The following is a 17,125-nucleotide window of genomic DNA, read 5'->3' as shown; positions in this document are numbered from 1 at the left end:
GCGCTCTTTCGGCCACTTCAGTAAACCTACATAGTTTTTAAAGTTGACACTAAAAGCAACTCACCGATAAAGTCTTGTCAACTTTCAAAAGAAAAAAGGTTTACCCGTGACCGCTACCGCTTTCAATGCCGACACCGCCGCTCCCCGTCACGACTGGACACTGGAAGAGATTAATGCGCTGTTTGCGTTACCTTTCAATGACCTACTGTTTAAGGCCCAGCAGGTGCATCGGGCACATTTTGATGCCAACGCGGTTCAGGTCTCTACCCTTTTATCCATCAAAACTGGTGCCTGTCCAGAGGATTGCAAATACTGCCCTCAGTCCGGCCACTACAACACTCAGCTAGAAAAAGAGAAGTTGCTGGAGATCGAAAAGGTCGTGGCCCAAGCCCAAGCCGCTAAAGAGGCTGGGGCCAGCCGCTTCTGCATGGGGGCAGCGTGGCGCAGCCCGCGCGACAAGGACCTTGTATTAGTGGAAGAGATGGTTCGCCAGGTAAAAGCTCTGGGGCTTGAAACCTGCATGACGCTGGGCATGGTCGATGGTGATCAAGCCAACCGTCTTGCCGCCGCTGGGCTTGATTACTACAACCACAACCTGGATACCTCGCCGGATTTCTACGGCGAAATTATCACCACCCGTACTTACAGCGACCGCCTGGACACGCTCGCGACCGTGCGTGAAGCGGGTATGAAGGTGTGCTCCGGCGGCATTCTCGGTATGGGAGAAGATGCCCAAGACCGTAGTGCGCTGCTTCAGCAGCTCGCCAAGCTCACCCCGCACCCTGAATCCGTGCCCATTAACATGCTGGTAAAAGTCCCCGGCACGCCGCTTGAAAACGTCGAAGACCTCGACCCGATTGAGTTTATCCGCGCCATCGCCGTTGCCCGTATTATGATGCCGCAAAGCCACGTGCGGCTCTCTGCTGGCCGAGAGCAGATGAGTGAATCGACCCAGGCATTGGCCTTTTTGGCCGGGGCTAACTCCATTTTCTACGGCGACAAGCTACTTACCACCGGCAACCCTCAGGCGGATCGCGACCGTGCGCTGTTTACCAAGCTCGGCCTGCATCCTGAAAAGCGTGAGACCTGCGAAAGCGAAGACGCCCAAGCCGCTCGGCTCGCCCAACAGGCTCAGCAGCAGGAACACGCCGAACGCGTTGCCGAGTTAGCGGTAGATGCCAGTGTCTGAAGCATGGCAAGAACGGTTAGCGAGCGCTCGCGAACAGCGTTTCAATGAGCAGCGCTGGCGGCACCGGTTAGTGAACACCCACAGCGGGCTCGATTTTGCGGGAAACGACTACCTGGGGCTGGCCCAGGACCCTCGGGTACAGGCCGCCCAAGCGGAAGGTGCTCGCTGCTTTGGCGCAGGCGCAGGCGCATCCCACCTGGTTAGCGGCCACCTGGCGATACACGATGCCCTGGAAGACGCCCTGGCGCGCTGGACAGGCCGCGAGCGAGCGCTGCTGTTCTCGACCGGCTATATGGCGAATCTTGGCGTGCTGCAGGCGCTGGCTGAACCACACACCGCTATTTTCCAAGACCGCCTTAACCATGCCTCCTTGTTAGACGGTGCAGCGCTTAGCGGTGCTCGCTCGCGTCGCTTTCACCACCGCGATAGCGCTGATCTTGAGCGTCTTCTTTCGCGCAGCGCGGCCACTCATAAACTGGTGGTCAGCGACGGCGTATTTAGCATGGATGGCGACGTTGCCGATATTGCCGCCCTTGCCCATATCAGCCAGCAACACAACGCATGGCTAATGATTGATGACGCTCACGGCCTGGGCGTATTGGGCGATAACGGTAGCGGCTGCGTGGCAGGTTTCGACAGCCAGCGTGTGCCCATTTTGGTGGGCACGCTGGGCAAAGCACTCGGCACTGCCGGCGCTTTTGTGGCCGGCGACGCCGCACTCATCGAGCATATTACCCAGTTTGCGCGCAGCTATATTTATACCACCGCGCAGCCCCCCAGCATTGCAGCATCAACCCTGGAAGCGCTAACGATTGTGCAGCGCGAACCAGAACACCGCCAGCGCCTCCACCATAATATCCACTACTTCCGCCAACAGGCCCAAGCGCTTGGCTTACCGCTCACCGAATCACTTACCCCGATTCAACCGCTGTTGTTGAGCAACGAACCGCGCACCCTAGCGTGGGCCAGCCAACTCGCCGAGCACGGTATTCAAGTGGGCGCGATTCGGCCTCCCACGGTGCCCAAGGGCGCAGCGCGGCTACGCATTACGTTAAGCGCCCGCCACACATGCCACGATATTGATCGCCTACTGGAAGGGCTTTGCGCCTGCCTGCGGGAGGAAGCGGCATGCCCCGCTTAGCACCTCAACGTCTGGTGCTGCTTTCTGGCTGGGGAGTCGATAAGCGTATTTGGCAGCCCCTTACCGACTATTGGCCCGATGGGAGCGAGGTTAGCTGCGTCGACTGGCCGGGGTACGGTGACGTGGCCGCGCTGCCAGAACCTGCCACCCTTACCTCACTTGCCCATGCCATGGCCGACCAGCTGCCCAGTGATGCCGTGTGGGTGGGCTGGTCGCTAGGTGGGCTACTGGCGACCGCCTTGCTTGACCACCTGCCCGCCCCGCGGGGCCTTATCCTGATTGGCGCAGGGGAGCGGTTTTGTAGCGATGACGGCGTAAGTACCGCTGAGCTTGCCACTTTTCAGCGCGCGTTTGCCCGCGACCCTAACGCCACCTGGCAACACTTTTTACGCTGGCAAAGCCAGGGTGAGCCTAACGCTCGCCACGCCTATCAGCAGCTACGCACCCTGCTGGGGGACACCCCAAGTGCCACGCCAAGCACGCTGTCCCAAGGGCTTCACTGGCTGGCCACCCTGGACAACACCCAGCGTTTGCAAGATGCGCCCTGTCCGGTCGGTCGGTTAGTCGGTGAGCACGACCCGTTAGTGGCTTCTGGCCAGCGTGCGCAGGCTGCCCGCCTCGCCCACGCGGGGCACTGCCCAATGCTTTCACAGCCCGCCGAGTTGGCCGGCGTCATCACTGAACACGCCGCTACGCTTACCCAGCAGGCCGTTAAGGAGTCGCCATGAGCAGCACGCTAGCTACGCCGCCGCCCCACCTGCCGAACTGGCAGGCAAGTGTCGCTCGGGCTTTCTCTCGGGCAGCCCCGCAATACGACGCGCTCGCCAGCGCCCAGCGTGAAATAGGCAAAGCACTGTGGCTGGCGCTGCCCACCCACGCCAAACGCGTGCTCGACCTCGGCTGCGGCACCGGCTATTGGACCCAGCGTCTGGCCGCGCGCTACCCCCACGCCCACCTTACGGGGCTGGATATTGCCCCGGGTATGCTCGCCCATGCCCAGGCACTTTACGGTGATGTGATTACCTGGCAACAGGGCGACGCCGCCGCGCTGCCGTTTGAGAACAACCGTTTTGATCTAATCGTTTCCAACCTGGCAATTCAGTGGTGCAGCGATGTCAGCGCCGTGATGCAGGAGCTGGCTCGAGTACTCACCCCCGGTGGTGAGGCACACATCACCACGCTGCTACCCGGCACGTTGAAAGAAGTCGCCACCGCCTGGCAGCGGCCAGAAGCACTGCTGCAGATGCCCGATGCCCCTGCGATTGAAGACGCTGTTGCCCTTAGCGGCTTAACGTTGGCTCGCAGCACCACCGAGCAGCGGCAGTTTTATTACCCCGACCTAAGCGCCGTCATGGCGTCGATTAAAGGGGTAGGCGCCCAGGTAACACGGCCCAATGCGCAGCTTACCCGTCGTGAACTGGCCGCTGCCCAAGCACGTTTTGAAACCTTACGTGAACCTCAAGGGCTGCCGGTTAGCTACCACTGTTTCACCCTGCACCTGGAAAAAACACCATGACCACCTATTTCGTCACCGGTACGGATACCGATGCAGGTAAAACCCTGGCGACCAGCGCCCTGCTATGCGCCGCTAAAGAGCAGCGGCTTAGTACGCTAGGGCTTAAGCCGATAGCCTCGGGCAGCCGTACTACGCCAGAGGGGCTGCGCAATAGCGATGCCCTAGCGCTTCAGGCGCAAAGCACGCCACCCGTTCGCTACGAAACCGTTAACCCCTGGGCGTTCGCCCCCGCCATTGCTCCACACTTGGCCGCCCAGGAAGCAGGCGCTGTGCTGAGCGTTGCAACGGTAACGGAGGTACTGCATCAAACACTTCACCACACACAGCGCGATCTAACGTTGATAGAGGGTGCGGGCGGTTGGCGGGTACCGCTTAACGCGCATGAAGACTTCTCTGATATTCCCAACGCGCTGCAACTGCCGGTGATACTCGTGGTGGGTCTTAAACTAGGCTGCCTTAACCATGCACAGCTCACCGCGGAGGTAATCGCTGCCGATGGCCTAACGCTTGCGGGCTGGGTCGGCAGCGTGGTGGACCCTGAATTTACCGCTAACCAGTCGCGTTTTGACGCTAACCTAGCGCTCCTCAATGCCAAACTGCCAGCGCCGTGCCTGGGCATTATTCCCCATTTAGCTAGCCCTGAAGCGACGCAGGCCTATCCTTATTTGTCGTTAACACCGCTGTTGAACACCCCCACGCTGCACCAGGAAGCCACCCAATGAACTCCCCTGTTTGGCACCCTTACGCTCATCTAAAAACCCAAACGCCTGCCCCCAAGGTTATCGGTGGTAGCGGCAGCCATTTTACGCTGGAAAGCGGCGAGCACCTGCTGGATGCCACCTGCTCCTGGTGGTGCATGATTCATGGCTACGCCCACCCGCGTTTAGTGGCCGCGATTCGCGAGCAGGCGGGCGAGCTTTGCCATGTCATGCTGGGTGGTCTCACCCACGACCCCGCCGACCTGCTCGCGCAAGCACTGGTGCGTATTACCCCGCCGGGGCTGAATCACGTGTTCTACTCCGACAGCGGCTCGGTGGGCATGGAAGTGGCGATGAAGATGGCTTTGCAGTACCAAGTGCTTATCGGCCATCCCGAAAAACGCAAGATGCTTTCATTAATGAAGGCCTACCATGGCGACACCACCGGCTGCATGGCGGTGTGCGACCCAGAAGAAGGCATGCACAGCCTGTTCGCAAGCCTGCTGCCCCAACACCACTTTGCCCCGGCACCTACCGCCCCCTTCCATGCCAGCATGGAACAGGTCGAACACGACCTTAGCGCCTTGCGCTGCGTGCTTGAACGGCATCACCATGAGATTGCCGCGCTGTTAATGGAGCCTTTGCTGCAGGCGGCGGGCGGGCTAAACATGACCTCGCCCCACTACCTACGCGGCGCACGGGCGCTATGCGATGAGTTTGGCGTGCTGCTGATTTTTGATGAAGTTGCTACCGGTTTTGGCCGCACCGGCAAACTGTTTGCGGCCAATCACGCCGATGTAACGCCGGATATTATGGTGCTTTCCAAAGGGCTGACCGGCGGCTACTTGGGCCATGCGGCTACGCTTGCCACGGATCGCGTCCACGACGCGTTTATCGGCGACAGCCCCCATCACGCCTTTATGCACGGCCCTACCTTTATGGGCAACCCGCTGGCTTGCCGAGTCGCGCTGGAAAGCCTGCGGGTGTTTGAAGAAGAGAACTACCTAGCGAAAATTGCCGCCCTTAGCCAAACGCTACATCGTGAGCTGCGGCAAGACACAGCGCTTAATGCCCACCCAGCGGTAGCCGATGTGCGCGTATTAGGGGCCACGGCGGTGATTGAAGCGCACAGCGCGGACGCACTGAAAGGGGTAGCCAACTTCGCCCGAGCGCGCGGCGTATGGCTGCGCCCCATTGGCCGCTGGCTTTACACCATGCCCGCCTATATCGCTTCCAACGCCGAGATCACCCAGATTACCGGGGTGATGAAGGCATGGTTTTTAGAGCATCAGTCACCCTAAGGCAGTATCAAACTCCCCTGCTTACGCCATTGATTCACCAGGGCGGGCACGCCTTCGCCTGCGGTGGTATTGATCGCCAGTACACCCGGAGGCGTGAGTGAATCCGCGTTGGGGTCCACTAGGGCGCAGGGGGTATCGTAGTCGATATAGCTCAGCAGCGAAGCGGCAGGCATCACCGCCAAGGAGGTACCGACCACCAGAAAAAAGTCGGCTTCGCTGACCAGCTCGCAGGCGTCTTCAAACAGCGGCACCGGCTCGCCAAACCACACCACATCGGGGCGCAGCTGGCTGCCCATATCGCATACATCACCCAGCGCAATACCGCCCTTGGGTAGCCGATAGCGAAGCCGCATATCGACAGAAGAGCGCGCTTGCAGAATCTCACCGTGCAGATGCAGCACATCCCGCGACCCCGCTCGCTCGTGCAGGTCGTCAATATTTTGGGTAACAACGCTTACTTTAAAGCCCTCTTTTTCAAGCGCCGCCAGTGCTTTGTGGGCCGCATTCGGCTTTGCCTTTCGAATCTGCTCTCGGCGCTGGTTGTAAAACTCCAAGACGCGTTCAGGGTCGCGGCGCCACCCTTGCGGTGTGGCCACTTCCTCTAAGGGATACTCTTCCCATAGCCCATCGCTTGCGCGAAACGACCTAATGCCACTCTCGACACTAATACCTGAGCCGGTGAAAACTACTAAGTGGGGAGGTGCTGTCATAGTGTCTCTCGGTTACATTGCGCCTTACGGCTTCTTAATATACCAGCTGCCCTATCGTTCCCGCGAAACGCTGTTTATTGCGATAGGGGTAAACGTCGATCACTCGCCCATCGATAATCGCCTGCTGCAGTTCCAACCAATAATCCGGGTCGAACAGCTCAGGATGCTGCTGCATAAAGACAGCGCGTAGCTCGGCATTGGCAAACATGAAGGGGCCAAACTCCTCAGGGAAGATGTCGTTGGGCCCAATGGAGAAGCTCTCGGCCCCGCCCCCTTGAAAGTCATTGCCGTAGGATTTAGGAATGTGCCGAAAACGACACTCGGTGAGGTAACTGACCTCATCGTAATCGTAAAAAATCACCCGTCCGTGGCGCGTCACCCCAAAGTTTTTCAGCAACATATCGCCAGGAAAAATATTCGCCGCCGCCATCTGTTTGATGGCGTTGCCGTAATCCTTAAGCACCATCACCTGCTCATCGGCGCTGCACTGCTCCAGGTAGATATTGAGCGGCGTCATCATCCGCTCGGTGTAGCAGTGCTTGATGATCACCTTGTCATCTTTAAGCGATACCGTAGAGGGCGCGACCTCTAATAGATGCTCGAGGCAATCCGGCGCGAAGTGGTCTTTGCGGACAATAAAGTTTGAGAATTCCTGGGTATCCGCCATTCGCCCCACCCGGTCGTGGCGCTTTACCAGCCGGTACTTCTCCCGCACCACCGCGTGGGTGACCTCCTTCGCGGGATCGAATTTATCTTTAATGATCTTAAAAACGGTGCGAAAGCTGGGCAGTACAAACACCGCCATCACCATGCCACGCAYWCCGGGCGCGATAATAAACTGATCTTCGCGCTTAGCAACCTGCAGATTAAGCGCCCGGWRAAACGCCGTTTTGCCGTACTTAAAAAAGCCAATCGCCGCATACAGCTCACTTTCAGGCTTATGGGGCATCAGCTGCTTTAGATAGCTGACAAATTCGCTCGGCACCGGTACTTCCACCTGAAAATAGGCGCGGGTAAACGAGAAGATAATCGAGACTTCATCCGTTTCTGTGAGCACCGTGTCCAAATGCAGGCACGGATCGCCGCCCTGCTGCTCACCAAAGCCTTCGCCGTGAAGCACTGGCAGTACCAGCGGCACCTGCTCGCCGCCGCCTAAAATACGGCCCACCAAGTACGCCCCTTTGTTGCGATAAAAGACGTTTTTAAGCAGCTCAATCTGGGCATCTTCTGCCTGCAAAATAGCCGCTGGGAGCTGGCTTTTCAGCAGATCGGCCCCGAGGGCAATATCGCCCTCCAAGTCAGCAAATGGGTTGTCAAACGGCGCCTCATCCAGCGCCCAGGCCAGTGCCGCCTGCCAATCCCCATTTACCGTTTGCCTTCGGCACAGCTCAATGCCGGAGTGGTGGGCAGCGTCTTCACGAGAGCTGTAAACAAACATCCACTCGTTACGGATGTGGCGATAGTGAAACACTGAGCAAAACAGTGAGTTGAAAAACGTCTCCGCCAGCTCGTAATCCAGCCGCTGAGCGATCATTTCGGCATAGTGACCGCGGGCTTCCCCCCAAGTTTCACAGTGCGCCAGCACATCATGTTCAAAAGTGCGCTGCAAACGCTCTAGGGTATCGCCTACGCGCTCTTCATAGAGGTTGATACGGGCAGCGGACGCTTGCTGCGCTTCGCGCCACGCGGCATCGCGGAAACGACGACTGGCATCCGCCGTGATCTGTTTAAAGCGCCCACGATAGGCATCAAACCCATGCAGAATCGTGGCGGCTAAGCGGTAGGCCGGAGAGAGCTTCATGTCAGGGTTGCTCGTTTAAAAAGAGAGTGCACAAAGACTCTCTTAATGCCTGACTACATACGAGACGACCTTAGTGGAGGAGCGCGCGTTAAGCGCTCTCCTGCGGGGCGGTATCCAGCAGCGCCATCAGCGGTGCAACGTGGTCGGGGTCGGCAAGCAGCTGTGAGAGTTGGGTAATGTCTTCTGACAATGGGCGGTCTTGTTCAAGCGGGCGAACCGTTTCTCGCACCCAGTGGCAGAGCGTTTGGGAGGCATGGCTAAGCGCGTGGGGGTTCTTCAACTCAGCGCCCTGTACCAGCACCAACGCTTCAATCGCTAAGATTTGGTAAAGCTGCTCTAAACTCGTGCTTGCGCGGCGTGCGGCAATAGTTCCCAGCGGCACGATATCCTGATTGTCCGCATTCGTCGGAATAGACTGAATAGAGGCGGGCATGGCGTGGCTACGTAATTCAGCCACTAGCGCCGTTGCGCTCACCTGAGCCCCCATAAAACCACTGTGCAAGCCTGTCTCAAGCGGCTGCATAAACGCTGGCAAGCCTTTATTTTTGAGCGGGTCGGTAATACGGGCAATGCGGCGCTCGCTGTAGAGCGCCATCTGAATGAGCGCATTGTTGAGGTGATCGCTGGCAAAGGCTAAGTGCTGCCCAAAAAAATTCCCACCGTGCAAAACCAAGCCGTCATCGGCAAACAGTAGCGGGTTATCAGTGACCGCTTCCAGTTCAACACGCACCGTTTGCGCATGTTGCTCAACAACGTCCCACACGGCACCTAGCGCCTGGGGAGCACAGCGCAGCGTATACGCATCTTGGGGTAGCGGCCGGTGCTGGGTAATATCGCTGGGCATCTCTGGAAGCTGCTCCGATACGGGCCTCCAAGGTATTAGTGCATCGCTAGTTGCGGATAGCGACCAAAGCCACTGGTGAAGCTGCCGCTGGCCTAGGTGTGGACGAAGCTTGCCTATCAGCGGATGAAACGCCTCGCGGTGCCCACCCAGTAGTTCCGAGTAAAGCAGTACCAGTAAGGCACTGAGTTTTACCGCCCGTTGCGCAGCAGTGGCATTCAACGCCGCGATACCGGCCGTGGTCGAAGTGCCATTGACGAGCGCAATCGCATCTTTGCCTTGCAGGACAAGCGGCTCCCACCCCAGCTGCCGGTGAGCCTCGGCGCTGTCGATCCAACGGCCGCCACGCAGGCTCACTCTGCCTTCACCGCTCAATGCGCGGGCCAGGTGCGCCAGCGGCGTTAAATCACCACTCGCCCCTACCGTGCCTCGCGAGGGCACTTCAGGCACCACGTCCGCCTCAAGCCATGCAAGCAGCCGCTCGATTAATAAAGGGTTCGCGCCGGAGTGTCCTCTAACTAGACTCGCGACGCGGGCCACCATCATGGCGCGAACATGGATGTGTGCCAGCGGCTCCCCTACACCGCTGCATAGGTGATAGACCAAATTCTGCTGCAGGAGCGCTGACTGCTTAGGGTCTACGTCCGTGGTGGCCAGCGGCCCGTACCCTGTTGTCACTCCGTAGATACGGCGTCGCTGGTTAATAGCGTCGCACAGAAAAGCATGTGCTTGTACGGTCGCTCGTTTTTCTTCTTGCGACAGCACAAGCATCTGACGCCCAAGGGCGATGTTTTCAATCTCTTCCAACGTCCGAGAGCCATCGTTCATATCAGTACTTCCTGTACAAAAATTACCAATCAGTGAGTTTGCCCATCGCATTGGTTGGTAGCGATGCTCCGTAAGTGATACTTACCGGGCGCTCTGCGGCTGGCCAGTGGGCCGTGGCTTGGGCAATCGTACTGGCGGTTGAATGTTCGTCTTGCGCAGGAACCACGAACGCCTTTAAGCGTGGCGATGCGGCAGACCCGGTGACGCGCACACTACAGTCGGCAACCCCGGTTAACGCGCATAAATTCCGCGCAACATGCTGGGGGCTGACGTTAACACCACCAATGATGACCACATCGTCAAGGCGCCCTTTCACCGTAAAATGGGTGTCGTCGACCCACTGCGTAGCGTCCAGAAGCGGAACCGGGTGGTCACTATTAACGCGCTGAAGGTGCTGTGTATTGTGGCGTTGCCAGTGGGTTAGCAGCTGGTAGGGCTCAGAGGCACGCCAACGGGTTGCCACACCGCCGGTTTCTGTACTGCCATAAATATCGAGCAAACCGGCTAAGCCTTGCTCAACCAGCGTGTTAGACGTAGCCGCCGAAAGGGGAGCCGATGAAGAGACGCCCGTCACGTTTTCAGGCCACTCCTTGCGAGTGCTTGCCAGGTAGTCCCAGCAAGGCGGCACAGTCACCAGCATGTCGCCAGGCGCCAAAGCGGGCATAGCGGCTCCTGCTACACTAACGCGCGGTATATTCAACTGTGCTGGCAGGGCAACGCCCCACATAAAGCCGTAAAGGTGGTGTACCGGTAACCATCCTATGACACGGTTAATTGGCATCACAGGCGCTAAGCGGCGTACTAACGCCTTCACTTCCGCTGCTATATCTTCCCAACGGTGTAAATGTGCGCTGGGAGCGCCTGTACTCCCTGACGTGCGAAACGTAAGGCCTGACGTATCATCGAGCGCCTGCGCCACAATGGCTGCCCAGTCATCAATGTGCTGAGTCATGAGAAGACGGTCTTCTACCCCTGTTTCATATAAACGAAAGTATTCATTTACACAGGCGGCGAGATGCAGTCTTTCGAGGGAGTCGATGGAGGGCGAACTTTGCCAGTCTGGCGCGGGAGTTCCGCGGTAGGCAGCGAGTTCAGCGCTTAGCAGAGATTGCAGAACCGCCTTGCAATCGGCTTCGCTTAGCCACTGAGGCATCTGATGATCCTTAATAACGCCAGAAATAACGTACGGTTTAAACACAAAACCGCCCACTCACAGTATCTATTGAGCGGGCGGCCCTTGGGTAATCTGGGTTATAAGCGTTTAACGAAAATCCAGAAAGTATCTCCAGAAAGCGCCTTTTTCATATGCACTTTTACTTTTGTGGGCGTCATCTGATAATCGAACACGTACTCAAACATGGTGTTTAAATCACCATTTTTAACGCCTTCCTTGAAACGGCCCTGAAATTCTTTGCTTTGTGTGCAGGGAGCAACATCAGTAAAGAAATTTTTGCCAATGACGCTTTTAGGGTCACGACCGGTAATACCGCCTTCCGCTGCGTTGTATTGAATGATTTTGCCATTGGCATCTAGTTGGATGGCGCCAAAAGCTAGCGTATCAAGCTTTTTGTCGTCCATGTTGGCTAGGGCATTTTCAATATCATCGCCGCCAAAACGTACCGTTTCCATCGCCATTACCACATCTCCTGTTTGAATACCTTGCAAACATATTTAATAAATCAATATCTATACAAAAGATATACATTAATTGTAATTACCACTTGAATCTAGCAGTGCCAGCGACCTAGCGCAATCAACTCGTACTATTTTATTAAAAATACTGGCGTTCCTGCTTATTTCAGCTTAGTTCCGTTAGCCTAAATACGTAGAGCGCAAACGAACCAGCGGTGCGGTCAGCAATCAAAAAGCCCAGCTGATGGATCGTGTGAGGGTCGAGTGGCGGCGCACTGGTCAGTAGCGTGCCGCGGCGCACGGCTTCAAAGCTATGCCAAGGAAAATCCCACGTTTCCCACTCATCTTTGGTAGGCGTGAACGTTACCCGATAGGCACTGGCGTCTTCTAATGCAGTACTTTTTAAACGCAGCTGATAGGTGCGACCATCGCCGCGCACCCTAAGCCTTATGCCCTCGCCCTGGGTAAGCAATGGTTCAATGTGATCAGGCTCGCGGCGTACCGAAGCAAAGCCACCGCCGTTTTCCAATGAGACCTCGCCATAAAAGCAGCCTGAGCCTGCTTCAATACGAAACCCACTGTGGGACTCACCGCCCATTACGCCATCGTCCACGGCATACCAGCGCTGCTGCTCGCTTGGGTCGGTAAAAGTTAACGTCATGGTGGCTCCTCAAAAGTGGGATATCTAGCGTTTCACTACGGCTTAATGAATGCAACATTGACTTCAATCAGCGACGAGGAAGTTATCCTTAAAACCTGTGGTAACGGCGTCGCCTTCCAGCACGTTATCTTCGCTGCGATCTTTCAACTTTACGCCGGAAAGCCTTAGCTGCCGGGCCTCCTTTAATAGCAATAGCATCCGCCGTGCAGCCTCCTCAGGGTTCAACCCTGCCGGACGGACATTTGAAATACAGTTTCGCCGGTCATCTTTCAGACCCACTTCAGGCGCCCAGGTCATATACAACCCGAGGCTATCGGGGGAGCTTAATCCTGGGCGTTCGCCAATCATCACCAGCACCGCATCGGCGTTAAGCAGCGCACCCACTTCATCGCCAATGGCGACACGGCCCTGCTCGACAAAGGTTAAGGGTGCGAGCTGCCACGCTTGCTGATCACTTTCAAAGGCGCGATACAGCGCAGTAAGCAACGGCGCGCTGTTCTGCTGCACCGCCAGTGCGGAAAGCCCATCGACAATCACCACCGCCAAATCGAAGCGCTGACCTGACTCGGCGGCTTGCTGCAGCTGCTCCCGCGACGGCTCGCTTAAGCGTCGGCCATAGTCGGGCCGCTGTAGATAAGTAGCGCGATCCTTTGCAAGCGTGTGTAAGCGAATAGGCGACGCAGTGAGGTTAAGCGTGTCGGTTAGCGCTGCCTCTAAGGCTTCACCATCAAGTGCACAGTGAACGGCATCCTGGGCTTGAGCGTGGGCCAGCTGAAACGCTAATAGCTTGCTGGTGGGTAGACTAACCCCAGCGCGTCCAAGGCCAATCCGCGCATCGGTAAAGGCGCTCAATCGCTCCCAAGGATTTTCCACCACGATGGGGGATAAGGGTTTATGCACCATGGCTCGGCTCCTTAGGCAGGTGACGCAGGCTGTTCGCAAAGGCGGTGGGGAGTTGGTCATTCAGCCGATACGTACTGACATCCTGGAAAATCTGCATGTCCACCAACCAGCGCTCAAATTCGGGCGCTGCTTTCAGCCCCAGTACGCGCCGCGCATAAAGCGCGTCATGAAAAGAAGTGGTTTGGTAGTTGAGCATAATGTCGTCAGAGCCGGGGATGCCCATAATGAAGTTACAGCCCGCTACGCCGAGTAGCGTCAGAAGGTTATCCATATCGTTTTGATCGGCCTCAGCGTGGTTGGTGTAGCAAACGTCGCAACCCATAGGCACCCCTAACAGCTTGCCGCAGAAGTGATCCTCAAGCCCCGCCCGAGTGATCTCTTTACCGTCGAATAAATACTCAGGGCCAATAAAGCCCACCACGGTATTCACCAGCAGCGGATTGAACTTGCGCGCCACGGCGTAGGCACGGGCTTCACAGGTTTGCTGATCAAGGCCGTGGTGGGCATCGGCAGACAGCGAGCTGCCCTGGCCGGTTTCGAAATACATCACATTGCGCCCAACCGTGCCGCGATTGAGCGACTGCGCCGCTGCCTCAGCTTCAGCTAGGGTGTTTAAATCGAACCCGAAACTGCGGTTGGTGGCTTCGGTACCGCCAATGGATTGGAAGACCAGATCGACTGGTGCGCCCTGCTCAATCGCTTCTAACGTGTTCGTCACATGGGTAAGCACACAGGATTGGGTGGGGATTTGATACTTCTGAATGACGTCACCCATCAGACGCATTAGCTTGATGCTCTGGGCAACGTTATCAGTAGCAGGATTGATACCAATGACCGCGTCGCCACTGCCATACAGCAAGCCATCCAGAATACTGGCGGCAATCCCGGTGACATCATCGGTAGGATGATTGGGCTGAAGCCGTGTAGAGAGCCGCCCCGGCAGCCCAATCGTATTGCGGAACGCAGTCGTTACTTGGCACTTTTTGGCCACCAAAATCAGATCCTGATTGCGCATCAGCTTGCTCACCGCGGCAGCCATTTCGGGTGTAATGCCGGGACGAACAGCAGTGAGCACCTCGCACGTGGCGTGGTCAGACAGCAACCAGTTGCGGAAATCTCCCACGGTTAGATGCTTTAGCGGCGCAAAAGCGTCGATATCGTGGTCATCGATAATCAACCGGGTAATTTCATCCTGCTCATAAGGTATCAGAACATCATTTAAGAACGTCGTGAGCGGCAGCTCGGCAAGCACCATTTGCGCCACCACCCGCTCCTCCGAGGATTCAGCCATCACCCCCGCCAAACGGTCACCGGAACGGGGCGGCGTGGCCTTAGCCATTAATTCCGCTAAATTGGAAAAACGGTAGCTACGCTCTCCCAACGTGGTGTGATAACACTGTGACATCGCATCACCCTCATATTAGCTATGCTGATAGGCATGGGTGACTTTCAAGTTAGCCGCTGATGTGCTGCACGTCAGCCGTTAAAATAAGTGGGAGCTAAGAAGTAAGATGATAAATACAACAGCTTGGAATCGACTTCGCTATACCGTCTACGCCCCACTGTATGACCTTGTGGCCACCAAAGCGTTTTGTAAGCCGCGACGCATGGCCCTTGGCCAAGTCGACTGGGAGCCAGGCATGCGCGTTTTATTAGTAGGCGCAGGCACAGGCTTAGACTTGCCGTATTTGCCCCATGAGCTAGAAACACATTTGACCGACTTAACGCCCGCCATGGTAAAGCGTGCACGAGAACGGGCAGAAAAAGCGAGGCGGGATGTAGAGTGCCGAGTCATGGACGCCGCTGCGCTAGAGTACCCGGACGAACATTTCGACGTGGTAGTGATGCATCTTATCCTCGCGGTAATGCCCCACCCAGAACAGGGGCTGGCAGAAGCTAACCGAGTGCTGAAGCCGGACGGTCAACTATGCGTGATGGACAAATTTCAGCCAGATGCTCAACCTGCTGGGCCAAGCAGGCGGGCGCTAAACGCCTTCACCTCGTTTATCGCTACCGATATCACACGCCAGGCCGCGCCTCTTATACAACAGGCTGGCTTTACCATTCAGCGCGACGAACCGGTGCTTATGAAGGGTTTATTCCGCGCCCTGCTGGCGACAAAATAAGCCTTACTAAGCTATTTGTTAGCTAGCGTGTTCAGAAAACCTGCATTTTAATCCGCACTTTTAGTACAATCACCCTGAGCGCGTAAAACATTGGTACAACCAGCTGTTTCGCTATTTATACGCGTCGCCTATCAGCCAATACTCAAGGTGCTCTATGCCTAAAGCTGCTGTGAAACGCTTTCGTCGCTTACCTGAAGAAGAGCAATCCCGCGTCATTGAGATGGCCTGGGAAGACCGCACACCGTTTGAAGCCATCGAAGGGCTGTTTGGGCTGGGCGAACCGGATGTAATTGAAGTGATGCGCCACCAGCTGAAACCTGCTTCATTTCGGCTATGGCGTAAACGCGTCACCGGCCGTGCCACCAAACATACCGCGTTGCGCTCACCCGATGTATTGCGGGGCTACTGCCCCACACAATATAAGCGCTAATGACGCCAGCCAGCACAGCCTTATACAGCGGTCATCAAAACAGAACTTTCTTAAGACGCCTCTTTATTGTTATATTATCTCATAACATAAGACCGTTTTGAGGTGTACTCGCAATGACTGCTTTCTCTCCCCTGCCCGTCACCGTACTTTCGGGCTTTTTAGGTGCCGGTAAAACCACCGTGCTCAATCATATTCTGGCCAACCGCGAAGGTCGCCGGGTGGCGGTAATCGTTAACGATATGAGTGAGGTGAATATCGACGGCGCACTGGTGCGCGGCGGCCCTGGCGAGTCGACATTGGATGGGGACGTGGCACTAAACCGCTCGGAGGAGCGCTTGGTAGAGATGAGCAACGGCTGCATCTGCTGCACCCTGCGTGAGGACTTGCTGGAAGAAGTCAGCCAACTGGCACGAGAAGGTAAGTTCGATTACTTGGTGATTGAGTCCACCGGTATTTCCGAGCCGCTGCCCGTGGCGGAAACCTTCACTTTTGAGGACGAAAGCGGCCAGAGCCTTTCCCAGGTTGCGCGGCTAGATACACTGGTCACCGTGGTGGACGGTGCCAACTTCCTTGAGCAGTACCGTGAAGCGCAAACTCTGGAAGAAGCAGGCGAAAGCTTAGGCGAAGACGACGAGCGCAACGTTGCCGACCTGCTGGTCGACCAAATTGAGTTTTGTGATGTTCTGCTGATCAGTAAAACCGACCTAATCAGTGAAAAAGAGCTGGAGGCACTGAAAGCGATTTTGCGCTCGCTTAACCCCGATGCGGAGCTGGTGCCAATCACCCGAGGTGGCGTGCCGCTAAACAAAGTGCTGGATACTGGCAAGTTCAACTTTGAGCGCGCTCAGCAGGCACCCGGCTGGCTAAAAGAGATGCGCGGCGAGCATGTGCCCGAAACCGAAGAGTATGGCATTGGCAGCTTTGCCTATCACGCCCGCCGCCCCTTTCATCCGCAAAAATTCCACGACCTGTTAAATCAAGAGTGGTTTGGTAAAGGCTTGCTACGCTCGAAAGGCTTCTTCTGGCTTGCCACACGGCCACGCTATGCAGGCCAATGGAGCCAAGCGGGCGGCATTGCTCATCACGGCCCTGCCGGTGTGTTCTGGAAAGCTATCCCTGAAGACAGCTGGCCCGACGACCCCGAATACCGCCAGTTTATTATGGAAAAGTGGCAGGAACCGTTTGGCGATATGCGCCAGGAACTGGTGTTTATCGGCCAGAATCTGGATCAAGCCAAAATGCGCGAAGCGCTGGATAACTGCCTGCTAAGCGAAAGCGAGTTATTAGAGGGCAAGGAAGCATGGGAGACGCTACCCGACCCGTTCCCTGCTTGGGAATGACGTACCGC

17 protein-coding genes are annotated in these 17,125 nt (G+C 56.7%); 9 read left to right on the top strand and 8 right to left on the bottom strand.

Going from position 1 to position 17,125, the window contains the following annotated elements; all coding sequences use genetic code 11:
• The first annotated feature begins 106 nt into the window (after nt 1-106).
• Genes bioB through bioA form a run of 6 tightly spaced genes read left to right on the top strand, consistent with a single transcriptional unit; the run spans nt 107 to nt 5,845 of the window.
• The gene (bioB, locus tag MOY_RS13750) at nt 107-1,189 is read left to right on the top strand and encodes a biotin synthase BioB (RefSeq protein ID WP_009100831.1); all 1,083 of its coding nucleotides are present in this window, start codon (nt 107-109) and stop codon (nt 1,187-1,189) included.
• Entirely contained in the window at nt 1,176-2,330 is a 1,155-nt protein-coding gene (bioF, locus tag MOY_RS13745; protein WP_009100829.1) for an 8-amino-7-oxononanoate synthase, read from the top strand. The genes bioB and bioF overlap by 14 nt, the downstream gene beginning before the upstream one ends.
• Nucleotides 2,318-3,058 (top strand): alpha/beta fold hydrolase, encoded by a 741-nt coding sequence (locus MOY_RS13740; RefSeq protein WP_009100828.1) that lies wholly within the window; start codon nt 2,318-2,320, stop codon nt 3,056-3,058. Before bioF ends, MOY_RS13740 begins: the two co-directional genes overlap by 13 nt.
• Nucleotides 3,055-3,846, top strand: coding sequence for a malonyl-ACP O-methyltransferase BioC (gene bioC, locus MOY_RS13735; RefSeq protein WP_009100827.1), 792 nt, complete (start codon nt 3,055-3,057; stop codon nt 3,844-3,846). The genes MOY_RS13740 and bioC overlap by 4 nt, the downstream gene beginning before the upstream one ends.
• Nucleotides 3,843-4,568 (top strand): dethiobiotin synthase, encoded by a 726-nt coding sequence (gene bioD / locus MOY_RS13730; RefSeq protein ID WP_009100826.1) that lies wholly within the window; start codon nt 3,843-3,845, stop codon nt 4,566-4,568. The genes bioC and bioD overlap by 4 nt, the downstream gene beginning before the upstream one ends.
• Nucleotides 4,565-5,845: an adenosylmethionine--8-amino-7-oxononanoate transaminase gene (bioA, locus tag MOY_RS13725; RefSeq protein WP_009100825.1), complete on the top strand. Its 1,281-nt coding sequence runs from the start codon at nt 4,565-4,567 to the stop codon at nt 5,843-5,845. Before bioD ends, bioA begins: the two co-directional genes overlap by 4 nt.
• Here the strand turns inward: bioA and MOY_RS13720 are convergent.
• The 8 genes from MOY_RS13720 to MOY_RS13685 form a co-directional block, all read right to left on the bottom strand.
• Complete coding sequence (locus tag MOY_RS13720) at nt 5,842-6,555, bottom strand: SIR2 family NAD-dependent protein deacylase (RefSeq protein WP_009100824.1); 714 nt, start codon at nt 6,553-6,555, stop codon at nt 5,842-5,844. The two genes, bioA and MOY_RS13720, sit on opposite strands and share 4 nt — an antisense overlap.
• A gap of 34 nt (nt 6,556-6,589) precedes the next feature.
• On the bottom strand, nt 6,590-8,356 hold the full coding sequence (aceK, locus tag MOY_RS13715) for a bifunctional isocitrate dehydrogenase kinase/phosphatase (RefSeq protein WP_009100823.1): 1,767 nt from the start codon (nt 8,354-8,356) through the stop codon (nt 6,590-6,592).
• Nucleotides 8,357-8,444: 88 nt separating this feature from the next.
• Nucleotides 8,445-10,025 carry an HAL/PAL/TAL family ammonia-lyase gene (locus MOY_RS13710; protein ID WP_009100822.1) on the bottom strand — a complete coding sequence of 527 codons (1,581 nt, stop codon included), beginning with the start codon at nt 10,023-10,025 and terminating at the stop codon, nt 8,445-8,447.
• A gap of 22 nt (nt 10,026-10,047) precedes the next feature.
• Nucleotides 10,048-11,178 (bottom strand): AMP-binding protein, encoded by a 1,131-nt coding sequence (locus MOY_RS13705; RefSeq protein WP_035540782.1) that lies wholly within the window; start codon nt 11,176-11,178, stop codon nt 10,048-10,050.
• A 98-nt stretch (nt 11,179-11,276) separates the two neighbouring features.
• Nucleotides 11,277-11,660 carry a photoactive yellow protein gene (pyp, locus tag MOY_RS13700; protein WP_009100820.1) on the bottom strand — a complete coding sequence of 128 codons (384 nt, stop codon included), beginning with the start codon at nt 11,658-11,660 and terminating at the stop codon, nt 11,277-11,279.
• A gap of 163 nt (nt 11,661-11,823) precedes the next feature.
• Nucleotides 11,824-12,318 carry a CIA30 family protein gene (locus MOY_RS13695; protein ID WP_009100819.1) on the bottom strand — a complete coding sequence of 165 codons (495 nt, stop codon included), beginning with the start codon at nt 12,316-12,318 and terminating at the stop codon, nt 11,824-11,826.
• A gap of 63 nt (nt 12,319-12,381) precedes the next feature.
• A complete protein-coding gene (gene eutC, locus MOY_RS13690; protein ID WP_009100817.1) occupies nt 12,382-13,221 on the bottom strand; it encodes an ethanolamine ammonia-lyase subunit EutC in 840 nt (279 codons plus the stop codon).
• Nucleotides 13,211-14,626, bottom strand: a complete 1,416-nt coding sequence (locus MOY_RS13685) for an ethanolamine ammonia-lyase subunit EutB (RefSeq protein ID WP_009100815.1) — start codon at nt 14,624-14,626, stop codon at nt 13,211-13,213. The genes eutC and MOY_RS13685 overlap by 11 nt, the downstream gene beginning before the upstream one ends.
• 106 nt (nt 14,627-14,732) lie before the next feature.
• Between MOY_RS13685 and MOY_RS13680 the strand changes: the two genes are divergently transcribed.
• The 3 genes from MOY_RS13680 (at nt 14,733) to zigA (ending at nt 17,117) form a co-directional block, all read left to right on the top strand.
• On the top strand, nt 14,733-15,347 hold the full coding sequence (locus MOY_RS13680; protein ID WP_009100813.1) for a class I SAM-dependent methyltransferase: 615 nt from the start codon (nt 14,733-14,735) through the stop codon (nt 15,345-15,347).
• A gap of 154 nt (nt 15,348-15,501) precedes the next feature.
• Nucleotides 15,502-15,777 carry a TIGR03643 family protein gene (locus MOY_RS13675; protein WP_009100811.1) on the top strand — a complete coding sequence of 92 codons (276 nt, stop codon included), beginning with the start codon at nt 15,502-15,504 and terminating at the stop codon, nt 15,775-15,777.
• A 113-nt stretch (nt 15,778-15,890) separates the two neighbouring features.
• A complete protein-coding gene (zigA, locus tag MOY_RS13670) occupies nt 15,891-17,117 on the top strand; it encodes a zinc metallochaperone GTPase ZigA (protein ID WP_009100809.1) in 1,227 nt (408 codons plus the stop codon).
• Nucleotides 17,118-17,125: the final 8 nt, after the last annotated feature.

The organism is Halomonas sp. GFAJ-1, from assembly GCF_000236625.2.
In the GTDB taxonomy this organism is placed as follows: domain Bacteria; phylum Pseudomonadota; class Gammaproteobacteria; order Pseudomonadales; family Halomonadaceae; genus Vreelandella.
The sequence above is the reverse complement of the archived record's forward strand: the minus strand, read 5'-3'. Positions and strand labels throughout refer to the sequence as shown.